General features: G+C 59.9%; 15 protein-coding genes and 1 tRNA gene. 9 read left to right on the top strand and 7 right to left on the bottom strand.

What is annotated here, in order from left to right; genetic code table 11:
- Window positions 1-45 precede the first annotated feature (45 nt).
- The 4 genes from ACXWTF_RS03900 to ACXWTF_RS03885 all read left to right on the top strand — a co-directional run bounded on the left by ACXWTF_RS03900 (window position 46) and on the right by ACXWTF_RS03885 (window position 4,796).
- Window positions 46-3,204, top strand: a complete 3,159-nt coding sequence (locus ACXWTF_RS03900; RefSeq protein WP_461713699.1) for a glycoside hydrolase family 15 protein — start codon at window positions 46-48, stop codon at window positions 3,202-3,204.
- Complete coding sequence (glk, locus tag ACXWTF_RS03895; RefSeq protein WP_461713698.1) at window positions 3,201-4,211, top strand: glucokinase; 1,011 nt, start codon at window positions 3,201-3,203, stop codon at window positions 4,209-4,211. Before ACXWTF_RS03900 ends, glk begins: the two co-directional genes overlap by 4 nt.
- 32 nt (window positions 4,212-4,243) lie before the next feature.
- Window positions 4,244-4,320: transfer RNA gene (locus ACXWTF_RS03890), tRNA-Thr, on the top strand.
- Between the two features lie 41 nt (window positions 4,321-4,361).
- Window positions 4,362-4,796 carry a thermonuclease family protein gene (locus ACXWTF_RS03885; protein WP_461713697.1) on the top strand — a complete coding sequence of 145 codons (435 nt, stop codon included), beginning with the start codon at window positions 4,362-4,364 and terminating at the stop codon, window positions 4,794-4,796.
- A gap of 132 nt (window positions 4,797-4,928) precedes the next feature.
- Here ACXWTF_RS03885 and ACXWTF_RS03880 read toward each other — a convergent pair whose 3' ends face one another.
- Complete coding sequence (locus tag ACXWTF_RS03880) at window positions 4,929-5,237, bottom strand: hypothetical protein (RefSeq protein WP_461713696.1); 309 nt, start codon at window positions 5,235-5,237, stop codon at window positions 4,929-4,931.
- 97 nt (window positions 5,238-5,334) lie between these two features.
- Window positions 5,335-5,994, bottom strand: a complete 660-nt coding sequence (locus tag ACXWTF_RS03875; RefSeq protein WP_461713695.1) for a ferredoxin-thioredoxin reductase catalytic domain-containing protein — start codon at window positions 5,992-5,994, stop codon at window positions 5,335-5,337.
- 156 nt (window positions 5,995-6,150) lie between these two features.
- On the opposite strand from ACXWTF_RS03875, the gene ACXWTF_RS03870 reads away from it, so the two are divergent.
- Window positions 6,151-7,131 (top strand): DUF2156 domain-containing protein, encoded by a 981-nt coding sequence (locus tag ACXWTF_RS03870; protein ID WP_461714566.1) that lies wholly within the window; start codon window positions 6,151-6,153, stop codon window positions 7,129-7,131.
- A complete protein-coding gene (gene rimI / locus ACXWTF_RS03865; protein WP_461713694.1) occupies window positions 7,128-7,559 on the top strand; it encodes a ribosomal protein S18-alanine N-acetyltransferase in 432 nt (143 codons plus the stop codon). Before ACXWTF_RS03870 ends, rimI begins: the two co-directional genes overlap by 4 nt.
- A gap of 86 nt (window positions 7,560-7,645) precedes the next feature.
- On the opposite strand, the gene ACXWTF_RS03860 is transcribed toward rimI, so the two are convergent.
- Genes ACXWTF_RS03860 through ACXWTF_RS03850 form a run of 3 tightly spaced genes read right to left on the bottom strand, consistent with a single transcriptional unit; the run spans window position 7,646 to window position 11,002 of the window.
- Window positions 7,646-8,971 (bottom strand): sodium ion-translocating decarboxylase subunit beta, encoded by a 1,326-nt coding sequence (locus tag ACXWTF_RS03860; RefSeq protein ID WP_461713693.1) that lies wholly within the window; start codon window positions 8,969-8,971, stop codon window positions 7,646-7,648.
- Window positions 8,972-8,975: 4 nt separating this feature from the next.
- Complete coding sequence (locus ACXWTF_RS03855; RefSeq protein ID WP_461713692.1) at window positions 8,976-10,760, bottom strand: biotin/lipoyl-containing protein; 1,785 nt, start codon at window positions 10,758-10,760, stop codon at window positions 8,976-8,978.
- Between the two features lie 8 nt (window positions 10,761-10,768).
- On the bottom strand, window positions 10,769-11,002 hold the full coding sequence (locus ACXWTF_RS03850; protein ID WP_461713691.1) for an OadG family protein: 234 nt from the start codon (window positions 11,000-11,002) through the stop codon (window positions 10,769-10,771).
- 216 nt (window positions 11,003-11,218) lie between these two features.
- Between ACXWTF_RS03850 and ppa the strand changes: the two genes are divergently transcribed.
- The 3 genes from ppa to ACXWTF_RS03835 all read left to right on the top strand — a co-directional run bounded on the left by ppa (window position 11,219) and on the right by ACXWTF_RS03835 (window position 14,760).
- A complete protein-coding gene (gene ppa / locus ACXWTF_RS03845; protein WP_461713690.1) occupies window positions 11,219-11,734 on the top strand; it encodes an inorganic diphosphatase in 516 nt (171 codons plus the stop codon).
- A 3-nt stretch (window positions 11,735-11,737) separates the two neighbouring features.
- On the top strand, window positions 11,738-12,043 hold the full coding sequence (locus tag ACXWTF_RS03840; protein ID WP_461713689.1) for a hypothetical protein: 306 nt from the start codon (window positions 11,738-11,740) through the stop codon (window positions 12,041-12,043).
- Window positions 12,044-12,204: 161 nt separating this feature from the next.
- On the top strand, window positions 12,205-14,760 hold the full coding sequence (locus ACXWTF_RS03835; RefSeq protein ID WP_461713688.1) for a cation-translocating P-type ATPase: 2,556 nt from the start codon (window positions 12,205-12,207) through the stop codon (window positions 14,758-14,760).
- Between the two features lie 4 nt (window positions 14,761-14,764).
- Here the strand turns inward: ACXWTF_RS03835 and ACXWTF_RS03830 are convergent, their stop codons facing one another.
- Together ACXWTF_RS03830 and ACXWTF_RS03825 are read right to left on the bottom strand one after the other, a co-directional pair.
- Entirely contained in the window at window positions 14,765-15,193 is a 429-nt protein-coding gene (locus tag ACXWTF_RS03830) for a globin domain-containing protein (protein ID WP_461713687.1), read from the bottom strand.
- Between the two features lie 60 nt (window positions 15,194-15,253).
- Window positions 15,254-16,477, bottom strand: coding sequence for a hypothetical protein (locus tag ACXWTF_RS03825; RefSeq protein WP_461713686.1), 1,224 nt, complete (start codon window positions 16,475-16,477; stop codon window positions 15,254-15,256).
- Between the last annotated feature and the right edge of the window lie 56 nt (window positions 16,478-16,533).

The following is a 16,533-nucleotide window of genomic DNA, read 5'->3' as shown; positions in this document are numbered from 1 at the left end:
TATCATCCTCCCAACCATAAATTCGCCAACGGGACGACCACAATCATGACACTCGAAACACGCCTTTCAGAACGTTTTGTCGCCGTCTCGAAGATCATTCTCGAGCGGCAGGACGCCGTGACAGGACTGCTTCCCGCCAGCACCGCCGTCAACGCCCATGGTGACTATACCGATGCCTGGGTACGCGACAACGTCTACAGCATCCTCTGTGTCTGGGGGCTCGCCCTCGCCTACAAGCGGCACGACCCCGCCCATGCCCGTACCCTTTCGCTCTCGCTCAGCGTCGTCAAACTGATGCGGGGGGTGCTGACGGCCATGATGCGCCAGTCCGACCGGGTCGAACGTTTCAAACGCACCCAGAACCCCCTCGATGCCCTGCACGCCAAGTACGGTACTCAAAGCGGCCTCGCGGTCGTCGGCGACAACGAGTGGGGACACCTTCAGCTCGATGCCACCTCGCTCTTTTTGCTGATGCTCGCCCAAATGACGGCATCGGGCCTTCAGATCATCTACAGCGACGACGAGGTCGACTTTGTCCAGAACCTCGTCCACTACATCAGCCGGACCTACGCCACCCCCGATTACGGCATCTGGGAGCGGGGCAACAAGATCAACCACGGCGACCCGGAGATCAACTGCAGCTCCGTCGGGATGGCCAAGGCCGCCCTGGAGGCCCTGGATGGTTTCAATCTCTATGGTACGGCACGGGGGCTCGAAGGCGTGATACACGTCGTTGCCAGCGACATCGCGCGTTCACGCTTCACCCTACACGGCCTGCTGCCGCGGGAATCGACCTCCAAAGAGACCGACGCGGCGCTGCTCTCCATCATCGGCTACCCCGCCTACGCCATTGAAGATGCGGAACTGGTGAACAAAACGTCCCAGAAGATCCGCAAAAAACTCGCCGGCCGCTTCGGCTGCAAACGTTTTCTGCTCGACGGCCACCAGAGCGTGCTCGAAGACACCTCCCGGCTTCATTACGAGGCCGAGGAGCTGCGGCAGTTCGAACACATCGAATCGGAGTGGCCGCTCTTTTTCACCTACCTGATGCTCGATGCCCTGCTGCGCGGGGATACGGAAGCCGCCGGGGAGTGGAAAGCCAAACTGGAGCCCCTCTTCGTCGAGGTGGAGGGCGTCAGGCTGCTGCCCGAACTCTATATCGTTCCCGAAGCGGCGATCGACGCCGAAAAGGCTGCCCCGGGCTCCCAGGAGCGGCAGCCCAACGAGAACGTTCCCCTCGTCTGGGCCCAGAGCCTCTACCTGCTCGCCTCCCTGCTCGACGACGGGCTGCTCACCCCCGATGATATCGACCCGCTGCGGCGGCGCGAACGTGTCGGTGCGCCCCGGACGACCACCCCGCTCGTCACCGTCGTCGCCGAAAGTCCTGACGTCAAACAGCGGCTGCATGCCCTCGGTATCCGCGCAGAGACCCTCGAAGAGGCGGCACCGGCACAGGTCCTGCACGCCTCGGAGCTCACCCGGCTGTTCAGCGATGTCGGCGCCAATCGAAAACTGCACCTCTCCGGCCGTCCGCAGCAGGTTTCGCGCACCATCACGACCTCCCGCCTTTACCAGGTGGGCGACGAGACCTACGTCTTCCTCCCCTACCACTTCGACCCCATGGCCTTCTACTTCCATTACGACAACCGTCTGCTTGTCGACCACGTCCGCTCGTCGCTGAAATTCCTGGCCGGGAACTGGGACCAGCCCGGGCGGCCGCTCATGCTCCTGCTCGTGCGTGACGACATGCTCGAAGCGGCGACGCAGGAGAGCGTTCTTGAACTGCTGCGCGCCGTCGAATCGGGCAGCTGCTGCGGCACGGCGGTCCAATCCGGCCCGCTGCACACCCTGCTCACTGCGGCATCCCGCGAACAGATGGGGCAGCGCGAAGCCTACCGGCCCGAACCGCTTCAGTTCCGCCCGAACGGGGCGGCATCCCTGCCCGACACCATGACAGAGGAACACTACCACCTCTCTTTTGAAGCACGGCAGGAGATCGAGCAGCTTGACGACGATGCGCTCGTGGCACTGCTTCATCCGCTCATGCCCGACCCCCGTGCCGTCGAAGCGCTGCAGCAGCTCTGGCGCCGCCATGGCGAGGCGTTCATGGTCCAGACCGTCCGGGGGGAACAGGCCCTCAACGCGATCGCGCAGCAGCAGTATGAAGCGGCTTCCGCCCGCCACGACTGGGCAGCCGTGCGCCGCCTGGCGGACCTGCTCTACCGCTACGACGAACGCCTCGAAGATGTCCTGCTCGACATCGTCATCCGCCAAAAACGCCTGGCCGTCGGGCGCGCCTATTTCGAAAAGGCGACCTTCAGCCACCCCGCGGAGAGTACGGCCATCGTCGAGACCATCTACGCCTACTGCGGCAACAGCGCCGCCGAGACCGTCCTCACCCAGGAGATCATCCTCCACCTCGGCCACCTCATCCGCATCGAGCCGGAGCTCTTTGAACAGCTCATCACCCTGCGCACCTGGTACTTCGTACAGCTGCTCGTCAGCCGTATCAGCCGGGAGATGCAGCTGCCGATGGGCGAAGCCTACGAGACCCTGCTCACCCTCTCGCCCCATGCGATCCTCCACCGCCTGCGGGAGGTGCTGCAGACCTTCGCCACCGAACGGCGCCGCATGAACGAGATGGAGACCCTCCGCGCTTCGGGCTTTTCACAGATCAAATCGGTCGCACGCATCACGGAGCTCTCCCAGGTGGAGAACTGGATGCATTGGCGCCATGACAGCGGGCTGATCGGCCATCACGCCGAACGCTTTTACAAAGACGTCTGGTACCTGCTGCAGCAGTGCAACGGCATCATCATCGGGGACAAGTACGACACCGCCAACCGCATCGGCAGCGAACTAACCCTCGATACCACCGCCGGCGAACGCAGCTTCGAACTGCGCATCGATACCCTGCTGCAGGGCATCCAGGCCCCGGAGTACCGCCAGCTCAACCTCGAGGCGATCGAAAGTCTCACCTGGCTCTTCCGTCAAAACCCCGAACTGAAGGTCGAAAACGATATCGTTCTGGACGTCCTTATCGGCCACGCGGTGCGCATCGCCTGGACGGAGGAACACGGGGACGCCCACTATAACGAACAGCGCGGGCAGGCCTGGGAGGCCTTTTACCACCGCTCCCCCCGTGACACGGAAGCCGCCTTCGTCGCCGCCTTCCGTCATCTGCTTCATGAAGGATTCGAATGACACGCTCGCCCCTGATCCTCGCCGGCGACATCGGCGGGACCAAGACGAATCTCGCCCTCTACCGCTACCGGGAGGGGTGCCTCGAGATCGAAACGAAACAGCAGTTTGCCAGCGGCGCCCATGACGATTTCACCTCGGTGATCGACGCCTTTTTGGAGACCGCGGAGATCGCCCGAGTCGATGCCGCCTGTTTCGGCATCGCCGGCCCCGTGATCGGCAGGGTCTGCAAAACGACGAACCTCCCCTGGGTGATCGATACCCAAACCCTTCAGGAGAGACTGGATACCCCGAAAGTCCGTCTCCTCAACGACCTGGAGGCGACCGCCTACGGCATGCTCTACCTCGAAGAGAGCGATTTCACCGACCTCAATGCCGGTGCCGACACCGCCGCTGGCAACCGCGCCGTCATTGCCGCCGGAACAGGGCTGGGCGAAGCGATGCTCTTTTTCGACGGCCGGGGTTACCAGCCGGTCGGTTCGGAGGGGGGACACAGCGATTTCGCCCCTACCGATGCGCTGCAGCAGGAGCTGCTCAGCTGGCTCTGGGAACGCCACCCCGATCATGCCAGTACCGAACGCGTCCTCTCCGGTCCGGGCGTGCACGCCCTCTACGACTTTCTGAAAACCAAAGGGGTGGCACCGGAACCTGACTTTATGCGGGAACTCTCCCCGGGCGAAGACCGCAGCGCCAAGATCAGCGAAGGGGCACTGCTGCACGATGACCCGCTCTGCCGGGAGACCCTTGCCCTCTTCGCTACCATCTACGGGGCCGAAGCGGGCAACCTGGCACTCAAAACGATGGCCACGGGGGGCGTCTATATCGGCGGCGGGATCGCCCCGAAGATCCTCCCCTGCCTGCAGCAGCACTTCATGAAGGCCTTCCTGGCCAAGGGGCGTTTTGCCCCGCTGCTGGAATCAATGCCGGTCCGAGTCTCCCTCAACCCCGAAACGGCCCTCGACGGGGCGGCCTATTTTGCCGCAGACCACCTTCTCACCCTTGCGGAATAAGCAACAGCATCGTATAATGCCGCCCCCTGAATGCTGATGTAGCTCAGTCGGCTAGAGCACTTGATTCGTAATCAAGAGGCCGGGAGTTCGAGTCTCCCCATCAGCACCACCATCTCACCCGTTTTTTTGGGATTCAAAGTACGGAAATCATTGAAAACATACCTGACTGTTCTCATCCTATGCCTCACCCTGGACGCCGCGTCGATTACCAACAAGAACTTCGGTTCCGTCAACGTCGACGAGGTCACCAGTATCTATGACGGCGACACCTTCCGCGCAAGGATCGCGGCATGGCCCCAGCTCATCGGCGAACGCATCGGCATCCGGATCAACGGGATCGACACGCCGGAGATGCGGGGAAAATGCCCGGCAGAGAAGCAGTTGGCACGCGAGGCGAAGCAGCACACCGTCGCCATGCTCCGCGGCGCCAAAGCGATCGAGCTTCGGAACATGAAACGCGGGAAATATTTCCGGATCGTGGCCGATGTCTACGTGGACGGCAAAAGTGTCGCGCAGAGCCTGATCGGCAGCGGTCTGGCGGTGCGGTATGACGGGGGAACAAAAACGAAAGATTGGTGCCGATAACACAACTGTCTATCGCTTCATCTTCTGTCATTGATCGTTGAAAACAACCCGGATGGATAGAGGAGAGGGGCGATCAAAGCGTACGACCGTCCCTTTTGTTACGCAGAAATCCAGACCTTCACGGCGGGCCGCTCAGTAACGGTCCAGCACGTTGCCGTCTTTATCGAGCACGGAGTGTTTAAAGCGCAGGCCGTTGGCCGTTGTGCCTTCAAACTGTGTAGAAAAGGCGCTGTCTTCGATGGGTGCGGAGATCTTCTGCAGGTACTGCCCTTTCCCGTCGTAGATCTTGATGACCACCGTTCCCGATTCGCAGGTGGACATCCCGTTGATCGTCACCACCTTGATCTGTGGGATCTCCTGGTACTTCACGGCATAGACCGCACATTTCTCCGCCGCCGTCAGCGACACGGCCAGGCCCAGAATGAGTGCAAGTTTTTTCATCTTGTCCCCCTTTTTCACTATTATATATCAATATCTACAGTATAGGAAAAATCTCATTAGATTTTGAAAAAGGGGGGAGTAATCTTCGGGAACGGGGCTACTGCCCGCAGCTGCCCGAAGTGCCCTGGGCGTTTTTATTCTCCAGGTCCAGCGTGACGGTGATGCCTTCCTCCGACGCCTGTGCCGAAAAACCGTACCCGCGGAATGCCGCGATCGTCTCCAGGTTTTTCGCCTCCTGGTCCCGTGCCACAATCATCTTCAGCGTTTTGCCGCCGTACCCGTTGAGGGTCGCTTTCATCTGGTGCATGGCGTCGGGGATGGGAAGGCCGCGGCGCGGATCAAGGGGCATGCCGCGGGTATCGAGCACACCCGCTTTCATGTTCAGCGGTACGCGGTACTCGCCCATCAGGCGCTGCGACGACGCCTTCCAGCCCGCCTTGTCCAGGTCCCCACGGCCAAAAAGCGCGCAGTGGCAGGTGCCGTACTCGTCGATCTCATCCTCGATGAACTCGCAGGGGCAGCACATCGCCTTGTCGAGCTTCGCATCCCCGGAGGGTTCGAAACAGGGGCAGTAACGCTTGCCGAAGGTCGCCTCCATCTCGCTCAGCCACACCTCGAGGTTCTTGCTCATCATCAGGCTGGGGTTGATGGCATACCCCTTCTGCTCGGCGTACTTCACGATCCAGCGGTGCTGTTTTTTCACCGCGTCGCGGTACTTCCAGTAGTCTTTCATAAAACCGATCATCATTTTTAGCATCGTCAATCCTTTTTACAGTGCCATTATACTGTTTACTCATTTGTTCGATGCCCTGATTTGCGTCATTTGACAGCTGCAAAAAATTCCCGGATGCAAAAAGCGAAAAGCGGAGTAAAATTCCGCCGTCATCTCTCCGTCAAAGGACACCCTAACCCCATGGCGAACCTCGTCATCAATAAACAGGAGCTCAAGCCCCTCAGCCTCAAAGCCAAACCTGTGCTGGAAAAGTACTTGCGTAAAATCGACGTCGACATCAGCGACTACACCTTTGCCGCCAACTACATCTGGCTGGGAAACAGCAGCGGATTCTACGCCGTCATCAACAAATGTTTCTGTCTCTTTGTCATCACGGGAGGGGAGCTGACGATGCTGCTGCCACCCATCGGGAAGAAAAAGAACGTCGACAAGGCGATCGTACAGTGTTTCGAGATCATGAATGCGAACAACTCATCGCCCTATTACGCCCGTATTGACTATGTCCAGGCGTCGACGCTCACCGAGTTCGTCCAGAGCGAGGACGAAGCCCAGAGTATGTTCGAAATGCTTGAACACTACATCATCGAGAAAAAGCTCGTCGATTATGTCTACGAGGCCGACAAACTCATAGAGCTGCGCGGCAACAGCTACCATACGAAGCGTACCGAGATCAACCGTTTCCGCAACTCCTACCCGAACACCTACCTCGAGGAACTTGACAGTGAAAAGCACTATGAGGGGATCATGGCGCTATTCAACAAATGGGTCTCGGACCGGGTCAAATACATGCCCGGGGAGGAAGCGGAGCTCTTTCTCGAGGGGATCCACCAGGAGCGCCACGCCGTCAAACGGATGCTCAAGCATTACAGGGAACTGGGACTGCTCGGCCTCGTCATCTACATCGACGGGGAGATCAAAGGCTTTACGGCGGGCGAACGCATCAGCGGCGATACGGCCTGCGTCATCATCGAAAAGACCGATTTCGAAGTGATGGGGTGCGCCCAGTTCATCTTCCGCGAGTTCTCCAAACTGCTCAAGGAGCGGTACGGCATCGTCTATATCAACGTCGGCGACGACATGGGCTTTGAAAACCTCAAGAAGGTGAAGATGTCCTACCGCCCGTTCAAGCTCGTCCCCAAATATACCATCTACCAGAAATGACGATAAGAGCCGCCGTTGCCGCCGATGCCGCGGCACTAGAACAGCTTGAACGCACGCTCTTTTCTGCGGAGAACTACCCCCTGACCCGGCGTGTGTTCTACTACCACATCCGCCACAGCCTGCTGCTCGTCGCACAGAGCGACAACGGGGAGATCGCCGGTTATATCCTCGCTTTGGTGCGGCGGCGCGAACCGAAGCTCTACTCCCTCGGTATTGCCCCGGTCTATCGCAACATGGGCATTGCGTCGGCGTTGATGGAACGGATGCTGACCGATCTGGATGCACACGGTTTCACACACTGTGTCCTCGAAGTCCGCTGTGACAACGTCGCCGCCATCGCGCTCTATAAACGTTTCGGCTTCGAAACCGTCAAAACACTCACGGGGTTTTACAAAGACGGGTGCGATGCCTATCTGATGCGGCGCTGATCTGCCAATGACACTGTAAAAAATCAGGTATTGTTTAGAGAAGAAGCTGTTCCGGGTAACCCCGGAAAGCGAAGGTATTTCTGCGCTTACGCGAAGATACTGATCATGACACCCGCGGCGACGGCGGAGCCGATGACACCCGCGACATTCGGGCCCATCGCGTGCATGAGCAGCATGTTGGTGCGGTCATATTCCATACCGACTTTGTTGGAGACACGCGCGGCCATCGGCACCGCGGAAACTCCCGCCGAACCGATAAGCGGGTTGATCTTCGTGCCCGGGAAGAGGTTCATGATCTTCGCCATGATGACCCCGGCGGCCGTACCGACGGAGAAGGCGACCAGGCCCAGGGCCAGGATCGCCAGCGTGTCGGCGACGAGGAACTGGTCCGCTGCCAGCTTGGAACCGACACCGAGCCCGAGGAAGATCGTGACGATGTTGATCAGTGCGTTTTGCAGTGTGTCAGAGAGACGCTCGACGACGCCGGACTCTTTGAGGAAGTTCCCGAACGCAAAGGCACCGATCAGCGGCGTGGAATCCGGCAGGACCAGGATCGCCAGGACGAGAACCAGGATCGGGAAGATCAGTTTTTCCATCCGGCTGACGTGGCGCAGGGTCGTCATCTTGATCTTGCGCTCTTTGGCGTTGGTCAGCGCCTTCATGATCGGCGGCTGGATGATCGGCACCAGCGCCATGTATGAATACGACGCGACCGCGATCGCCCCCAGCAGCTCCGGTGCCAGCTTCGTGGCAATATAGATCGACGTCGGGCCGTCCGCACCGCCGATGATGGAGATGGCGGAAGCCTGCTGGAGCGTAAAGTCAAAGAGGTCCGTATACTGTGACAGCGCAACCGCCCCGACGAGGGTCCCGAAGATCCCGAACTGCGCGGCGCCGCCGAGCAGCGCCGTTTTCGGATTCGAGAGCAGCGGACCGAAGTCGGTCATCGCCCCGACGCCCATAAAGATGATAATCGGGAAGAGCTCGTTCGCAAGCCCCGCCTGGTAAATAACACCCAGGAAACCGTGCGGCCCCGCGATGTCGGCGACCGGAATGTTCGAGAGCAGCCCCCCGAAACCGATCGGCAGAAGCAGCAGCGGTTCAAACCCTTTGGCGATCGCCAGGTAGAAGAGCACAAAGGCGACCAGGATCATAATGACACGTCCCCACCCTTTGTGGAAATCGCTCATCGGTTTGCCGACGGCGCTCATCTCGTCCGGATCGGGAAAGAGGATCGCATAGACCCCGGTCGATTTGGCAAAGTTGACCAACAGGTGGCCGATGCTTTGCGACTCGTACGCCTTCTGCTCCACCGCCGGCGCCTCATGCGCGGCATGGGCATCGGATGCCGACGCCGACACGGCGCCGAACAGTGACAGTGCCAGCAGCAGTTTGATAAACAGCGCTCTCATCCGCTTATCCGATTACCGCGACAACCTGGCCTTCGACGACCTTATCGTTGACGTTAACGTTGATGGACTTGATGACGCCGCCGCGCGGTGCCACGACATCGATCTCCATTTTCATGGATTCGAGGATCATGATCTTTTCGCCTTCTGCCACGCTCTGGCCCGGGTTGGCCACGACTTTCCAGACGTTGCCCGGAAGGAGTGCCTTGATCTCTTCCCCCTCACCGGATGCTGCTGCAGGCGCCGCTACCGCTTCGCCCTGAACCGCTGTCACCTGGATATCTGCATCGCCCTCGGCGACCTGAACGCTGAATTTCTGACCGTCGACGACGACTGTGTAGTTTCCTGAACCCATACCTGTGCACTCCTCTTTTTCGTTTTGCATTTCGGAAAGTTTGCGGACGTTGACTTCCGCTTCACCTTTAAGGAAGGTGATCCCTTTTTCATCGCAGGCTGCCGCGATGAAGATGTTCTCTTCAGTGGTTTCGATCCCCTCTTCTTCAAGACGCTTGGTCCAGAAGGCGACGGATTTCTTCTCGTCTTTGTCGGCAAGGTCGATCGCTTTTTCCGTGGTCGGCTCGAGTCCGAGCTGCTCCGCGGCGATCTTGACGACCGCTTCGTCCGGTGCCACCGGTGTCTTGCCGAAGTAGCCCAGGACCATCCGGCCGTAACCCGGTGCGATCTTCTTCCACGGTCCCATCAGGGTATTGTTGAGCGCCTGCTGGAAGTAAAACTGCGATACCGGGGTGACGGAGGTGCCGTAGCCACCCTTCTCGACGACTTCGCGCATGGCGAGGATCGCATCGTGGAACTTGTCCATCATGTTGTTGTCGCGCAGCATCTGCGTATTCGCCGTCAGCGCGCCGCCCGGCATCGGTGAGAACTGGATCAGCGGTTCGACCATGGTCGCTTCCGGCGGGATGAAGTAATCCGCCAGGCACTCTTTGAGGGTCGCTTCGTATTTGAGGATCTTTTCGAAATCAAAACCGAAATCGTAATCCTTGCCTTTGATGGCATGCATCATCACCAGCAGGTCCGGCTGGCTCGTACCGCCGGAGACCGGGTGTGCCGCGGCGTCGATACCGTCGGCGCCCGCTTCGAGGGCCGCGAGGTTCTGCGCAACGCTGATACCCGCAGTCTCCTGCGTGTGCAGGCGGATATGCGTCCCTTCCGGCAGCAGTCTGCGTGCCATTTTGATCGTCTCGTAGACTTTCTGCGGATTGGCGGTACCGGTGGCGTCTTTGAAACAGACGGAATCATACGGGATCTCGGCATCGAGGATGTCACGGAGGATCTTCTCGTAGAAATCAACCGTATGGGCCCCTTGGCATCCCGGGGGGAGATCCATCATCGTGACGACGACTTCGTGCTTCAGACCGTGGTTGACAATGCTGCGGCCGCTGTCAATGAGGTTGTTGACGTCGTTGAGGGCATCGAAGTTACGGATCGTTGTCGTGCCGTGCTTTTTGAACATCTTCGCGTGCAGGTCGACCAATTCGCGGCTGCCCGTGTCGAGCATAACCGTGTTGACCCCGCGGGCCAGCGTCTGCAGGTTGGCATCAGGCCCGACGATCTCGCGGAACTTGTCCATGTTGTCAAAAGCGTTCTCGTTGAGGTAGAAATAAGGCACCTGGAAGCGTGCGCCCCCGCCGAACTCGAAGTGGGTGATCCCCGCCTCTTTTGCCGCTTCGACTGCCGGCAGGAAGTCGTTCAGCAGTACCCGTCCGCCGAAAACGGACTGAAATCCGTCGCGGAACGTCGTATCCATCACGTCAATGAATTTTTTCGCCATGCCAATCCTTACTTAGTGTTATGGTGGTGAATAGCCGCGGCAATCGCCGCCACCTTCTTCAGTTTATCCGCCGCTGCCGGAGCGGACTTTCCCGACTCTGCCGCCTGCGGTTCCGGGAAAAAGCGGTGAATGATCTTTGACATCACGTTCATCGCGAAAATCAACAGTACGAGGAACAAAAAGACGATGCCCATTCCGAGCACCATGAACTTTAATCCCTCGACGACGAGGTTCACTTCCATGATCTACCCTTATTTTTAGTTTCGAAAGCCTGCGCCTTCATAAAAAATACTCGGCCTATAGTATAGAAAAGAAGATAAAAAGCGTATGATATAACCGCAAAATCCCATTCCCCTAAGCCAGGACTGTTACCATACGCCGCCATCTATTTTGAAGCACTACAGGGATTTCAGAGGTCGGCTTTGCTACAATCACGCCAAATATTTTTGGAGAACGCTATGGATTTGAGCAAAATCGGTTACGGAGAAAACCCGGACAAAGTCAAAGCGGTGATCGAGATCCCCTACGGGTCCAACATCAAGTATGAAATCGAAAAAGAGAGCGGCGCCGTCGTCGTCGACCGCGTCATGCACTCTGCGATGTACTACCCGGCCAACTACGGCTTCGTCAACAAGACCCTTTCACAAGACGGCGACCCGGCTGACGTCCTCGTTCTGACCGAGTACCCGATGCAGGCCGGTTCCGTCGTGAACTGCCGCCTGATCGGTGTTCTGATCATGGAAGACGAGAGCGGTATCGACGAGAAACTGCTGGCCGTACCGGTCTCCAAGATCGACCCGACGTACGAAGAGATCCAGGATATCGACGACCTGCCGAAGCACACCCTGGCGAAGATCAAGAACTTCTTCGAAACCTACAAGGCGCTCGAGCCGGGCAAATGGGTCAAGGTCAAAGACTACCAGAACAAAGCCGCTGCGACCAAAATCCTCCAAGACGCTATCGAAAACGCCTAAGCGGTGCTCTTCGGTCTTTTCGAACAGGACCTCCTTGCCCTCGCCCTTCTCGGGGTGGTGGCGAACTTCATTTTCTCTTTTCTTTTCGGCTGGTACCTCATGCAGAACATCGGCATCGAGACAATGCAGGAGATCCGCGGAAAAAAGCAGCAGGGATGGCTCTCGGGGCTCAGCCTCGCCGTCCCCTTCGCCAAGATGGCGCTGACGCTCTACCGCGTCGCCGTTTTGCAACTCTATTTTCTCAACCGGGGTTACAGCTACCAGGATTACTGGATCTACCTGACCCGGGATGAAAGCGAGCAATCATGAATCCGGACAATCCGCCCCTCGACGGGGATATCAATCTTCTCATCTGGGGGATCACCTTCGGCGTGCTGATCGTCGTCGCCCTCGGCCTCGCCTTTTTCAACCGCAACAACGGCTGATAAACGCCCCTTTACCGATGCGCACGATGCCTGATACAATAGGGTATGGAATTCGACGCGCATCACACCCTGGGGATCGATACCACCTTCAGACATTTTGACAGCAGCGGCAGCGGGCTGAGCAGTGCCGAGGCCGAAGCGCGCCTGAAACGCGACGGGCCGAACGCCCTCCCCGTCGCCCCGCCGACCCCGCTGCTGCACATCATCCTTTCGCAATTCAAGAACCCCATCATCCTCATCCTCCTGATCGCCGCACTGATCAGTTTCGGCATCGGCGAAGTGCTCGATGCCGGGTTTATCCTTGCCGTATTGGTCATCAACGCCGCCATCGGGACGGCGCTCGAACACAGCGCCGACCAGCAGGCCCATGCCCTCACCCACAGTGTCAAGACCCTGGCGAAGGTGCTGCGCGACGGCAAAGAGGAGCTGATCGACGCTACAGGCCTCGCCCTCGGCGACATCGTGGTCATCGAGAGCGGGGATAAGGTCCCGGCCGACCTCCGGCTCATCCACACCTACCACCTCTCCGCCGACGAATCGCTGCTGACCGGCGAATCGATGGAGGTCGCCAAAGATGCGGAAACCCGTTTCGACGACCCGGACCTCCCCCTCGGCGACCGCAGCAACATGCTCTTTGCCGGGACCTACATCACCAGCGGGCGGGCCAGGGGCATCGTCTGCGCCGTCGGCCTGCATACCCAGATCGGGCGGATCGCCGAGCTCCTCATCGGCAAATCCGCCGTCAAGGTCCCCCTCATCGCACGCCTGGAGGCTTTTTCCCTCAAGATCGCGGCCGCCGTCGGCGTCATTTCGCTGCTGATCATTGCCCTGTCGCTCTTCCGGGGGACGCCGCTGCTGGAGATCTTCTTCCTGACCGTCGCCCTCTTCGTCTCCGCCGTGCCCGAAGGGCTGCCCGTCGCCATCACGGTCGCCCTCGCCTCGGCGGCGGTCGCCATGTCCCGCCGCAGCGTCATCGTGCGCAAACTCCCGGCGATAGAGACCCTGGGCTCGTGTACCTTCATCGCCACCGACAAGACGGGGACGCTGACCCAGAACCGGCTCAGCGTCGAATCGTTCGAGATCGACGCGGACGGTGACAAAGCCCTCGAGGCGATCGTCGTTGCCAACGAAGCCTACCGCAACCGCGAGGGGCGATTCGGCGGCGACCAGGTCGACGTGGCACTGGTACGGTATGCGCACCGGCAGAACGCCGGCCTGGCCGAACTGCTCGAACATCCCAAGAGCGATCTGCTCCCCTACGAACCCTCCCAGAAGTTCTCCGGTGCCGTCATCGAAACGGAGCGGGGATACTTCGCGGCGGTCAAGGGCTCGCCCGAGGTGATCCTGGCGGCCTGCCGCATCGACCGGGCGGAGCACGACGCGCTGCTGGCGCGGGTGGAGCGCCTGGCCCGGGAGGGGTACCGCCTCATCGGGGTCGCCTATGCCGAACCGGCTCTCCCGAACCTGCAGGTGGCCATCGACGCAAAGCAGTTTGAATGGGCCGCCCTGGCCGCCATTACCGACCCCCTGCGCGACGGGGTTGAAACGGCCGTGGCCCACTGCCGCGAAGCGGGCATCACGGTCGCGATGGTCACGGGCGACCACCCCGCAACGGCGCTGCACATCGCCAGGCAGCTGCAGATGGCGCAGGATGCGACCCAGGTGATCGACGGCGAAGCCCTCAGCCACTGGTACGAGAACGGGGCCGATCCGCAGGCCCTCGCCGGCATCCGCGTCTTTGCGCGGGTATCGCCCGAACAGAAGCTGCAGATCGTCCGCGCCTTCCAGAGCCTCGGGCACTATGTCGCCGTGACCGGGGACGGCGTCAACGACGCCCCGGCGCTCAAAAGCGCGCACATCGGGATCGCGATGGGGAAGAGCGGCACGGACGTCGCCAAGGAGAGCGCCGACCTGATCCTCACCGACGATGCCTTTACCTCCATCGTGGGCGGCATCGAGGAGGGGCGCCGCGCCTACGACAATATCCGCAAAGTCGTCCACCTGCTCATCTCCACCGGGCTGGCAGAGATCATCCTGGTGCTGCTCTCCCTCGCCTTTGCGACCCCCGTGCCGCTGCTGCCCATCCACCTGCTCTGGCTCAACCTCGTCACCAACGGCATCCAGGATGTCGCCCTGGGGCTGGAGCCCGCCGAACCCCATGTGCTCAAACGCGGCCCCCGTCCCCCCAAAGAGCCCATCTTCAATAGGCTTATGATCCGGCGTATCGTCCTGGGGGCGGCCTATATGGGCTTGATCGGTTTCGGGCTCTTTTATACCCTGCTCGCGCAGGGCGTTCCGGTGGAATCCGCCCGCAACGACACCCTGCTGCTGATGGTACTTTTTGAGAACCTGCACGCCTTCAACAGCCGGAGTGAGACGCGCTACCTCTTCACGATCAGCCACTTCAAGAACCTGCTGCTGCCGCTGTCGATCGTGGCAGCGCAGGCCGTACATATCGCCGCGATGCAGCTGCCATGGATGCAGCATCTGCTGTCACTGGAACCGGTGTCATTGGAGGTGTGGGTGGAACTGCTGATTTTCGCGCTGGGGCTGGTTGTAGTGATGGAGGCGGAGAAGTTTGTCCGCCTGAGGAGAACGTAGTCCTTTACGCCGCGGCGTACAGGGCCTGTTCACGGGCGATCAGCAGATCGCCGAGGAAAAAATAGGCCTCTTTCCAGGCGCTCAGCACTTCATCCGTCGCCGCGTCGCCAAGCACTTCTTTGACGGCGGTGAGCAGCGACACCCCGACGACGGGGTAGTGTTCGGGCTGCACGCCGGCACGGACATGCGACTGCGCCATCTTCTCGAGGGCTTCTCCGAGCAGCTCCAGCTTTTCGATGTTGGCCGCATAGGCAGCGACCGCCGCGGCCAGCTTCTTGTGCTGGTCCGGCGACGCCTCTTTGAACAGCGCCTTCGTCTCCGGGTAATGCTCGAAAAGGATTTCGTACATCCGCGCCGTGATCGCTTCGGCATTTTCCGCAACGGGCTTCGCCGTCGCCTTGATGATCTCGATCGTCTCTTTGGACAGACTCATGATGATACTCCTTTGTCATCTAAAAGACACGCACGCCATTCCGGCGCCGTGCCTGTGGGTTTACTTCGTTGCGAACTTGTAGTCGAGCTGGAGCCAGGCTTTGGTCACGTCGTTGCCGGTGTCGCCCTTGGAATAGAAGGCCGCTTTCGCCAGGAACGCGAGGTCCTTGACACCCGGAACCTTGTTGGCATAGAGCACGTCAAACTCGCTTCCGAGATCCTTGTTCGCACCGGAGAGCGCGTCAAACTTGTGGTAGACCCCCAGGACTTTCCCGAAGCCCGGGGCGGCATAGCCGAGCTTGCCGCTCAGGTCCGCCAGACCGGCGTTGTTGCTGCCTGCCGTACGCCCCAGAAAGACGTCCGCCCACCCTTGGAACTTGTGCAGGGTCGCCAGCGGGGTCGTGAACCCTTTGGTGCTGCTGCCGGAGGCGTCGCCGAGCACTTCGTACTCCGCCCCGGCGATGATGCCGGAGATGTTCGCACCGAGGGCGATGTCATAGTAGGAGGCGTCGATCTCCGGCGCCGTATCCAGGGCATAGTCAAGCGTCGCGTCCGTCTGCATTGCATAGGAGGCGGCGTAATCGAACTTGATCCCCTCCATCGGTACGACGCCGTTGACGCGGATACCGTAGGTGTCGTGGATATCGGCGAGCATATAGTCAAAGAGCGTGACGGTGAGTGCATCCGCCACCTTGTAATTGACGTTGAGCAGCGCCGAACCCGTATCGGTCGTCGGGTTCGTGTTGACCCCCTGGTAGCCATAGACCCACGCCCCCAGCAGCGTCAGCCCTTCGACGGACTTGTTCACGACCGTCACCGTATCGTAGGCACGCTCCATCTGGCGCCAGCCGACGGTCCCCACGAAGCGCTGGTCGTCGAGGTTGACGAATGAGCGCCCCGCGAGCAGGGTCGTGTCCGCCGCCGTATAAGCCAGGTAACCCTCGGTCAGGATCGCCTGCTGCGGGTCGAGGATCAGGTCATACGTCGCATCCTGCGGCGCGTAGTCGTTGTAGCCGAAGTTGTTGACCGAGGTCATCCCCACTTTGGCAGTGAGCCCCTCGAGGCCGAGGAGGGTCCCTTCGACCGCGAGGCGTGTACGGGCCGTGAAGGCGTTGGCCGTATCGAGGCCGTTGTCCTTCACGTCCGCCATCTCGTAGCGCGGGCGGATCTCCCCGCTCATCTTCATATCGTCCAAAATCGTAATGCTCTCTTCGGCTGCCGCCGCCGTATTCATCGCTGTAATCATTAACGGCGCCGCCGCCAGGGATATCATCCATTTTTTCATATAGTTATTCCTTTAGTTATTCGTGTGAGGTTATACCTCTGGGAAATTCCGCGCAG

The organism is Thiomicrolovo sp. ZZH C-3, from assembly GCF_054862725.1.
Note: the sequence above shows the minus strand (reverse complement) of the source record. Positions and strands in the feature narration are given on the sequence as shown.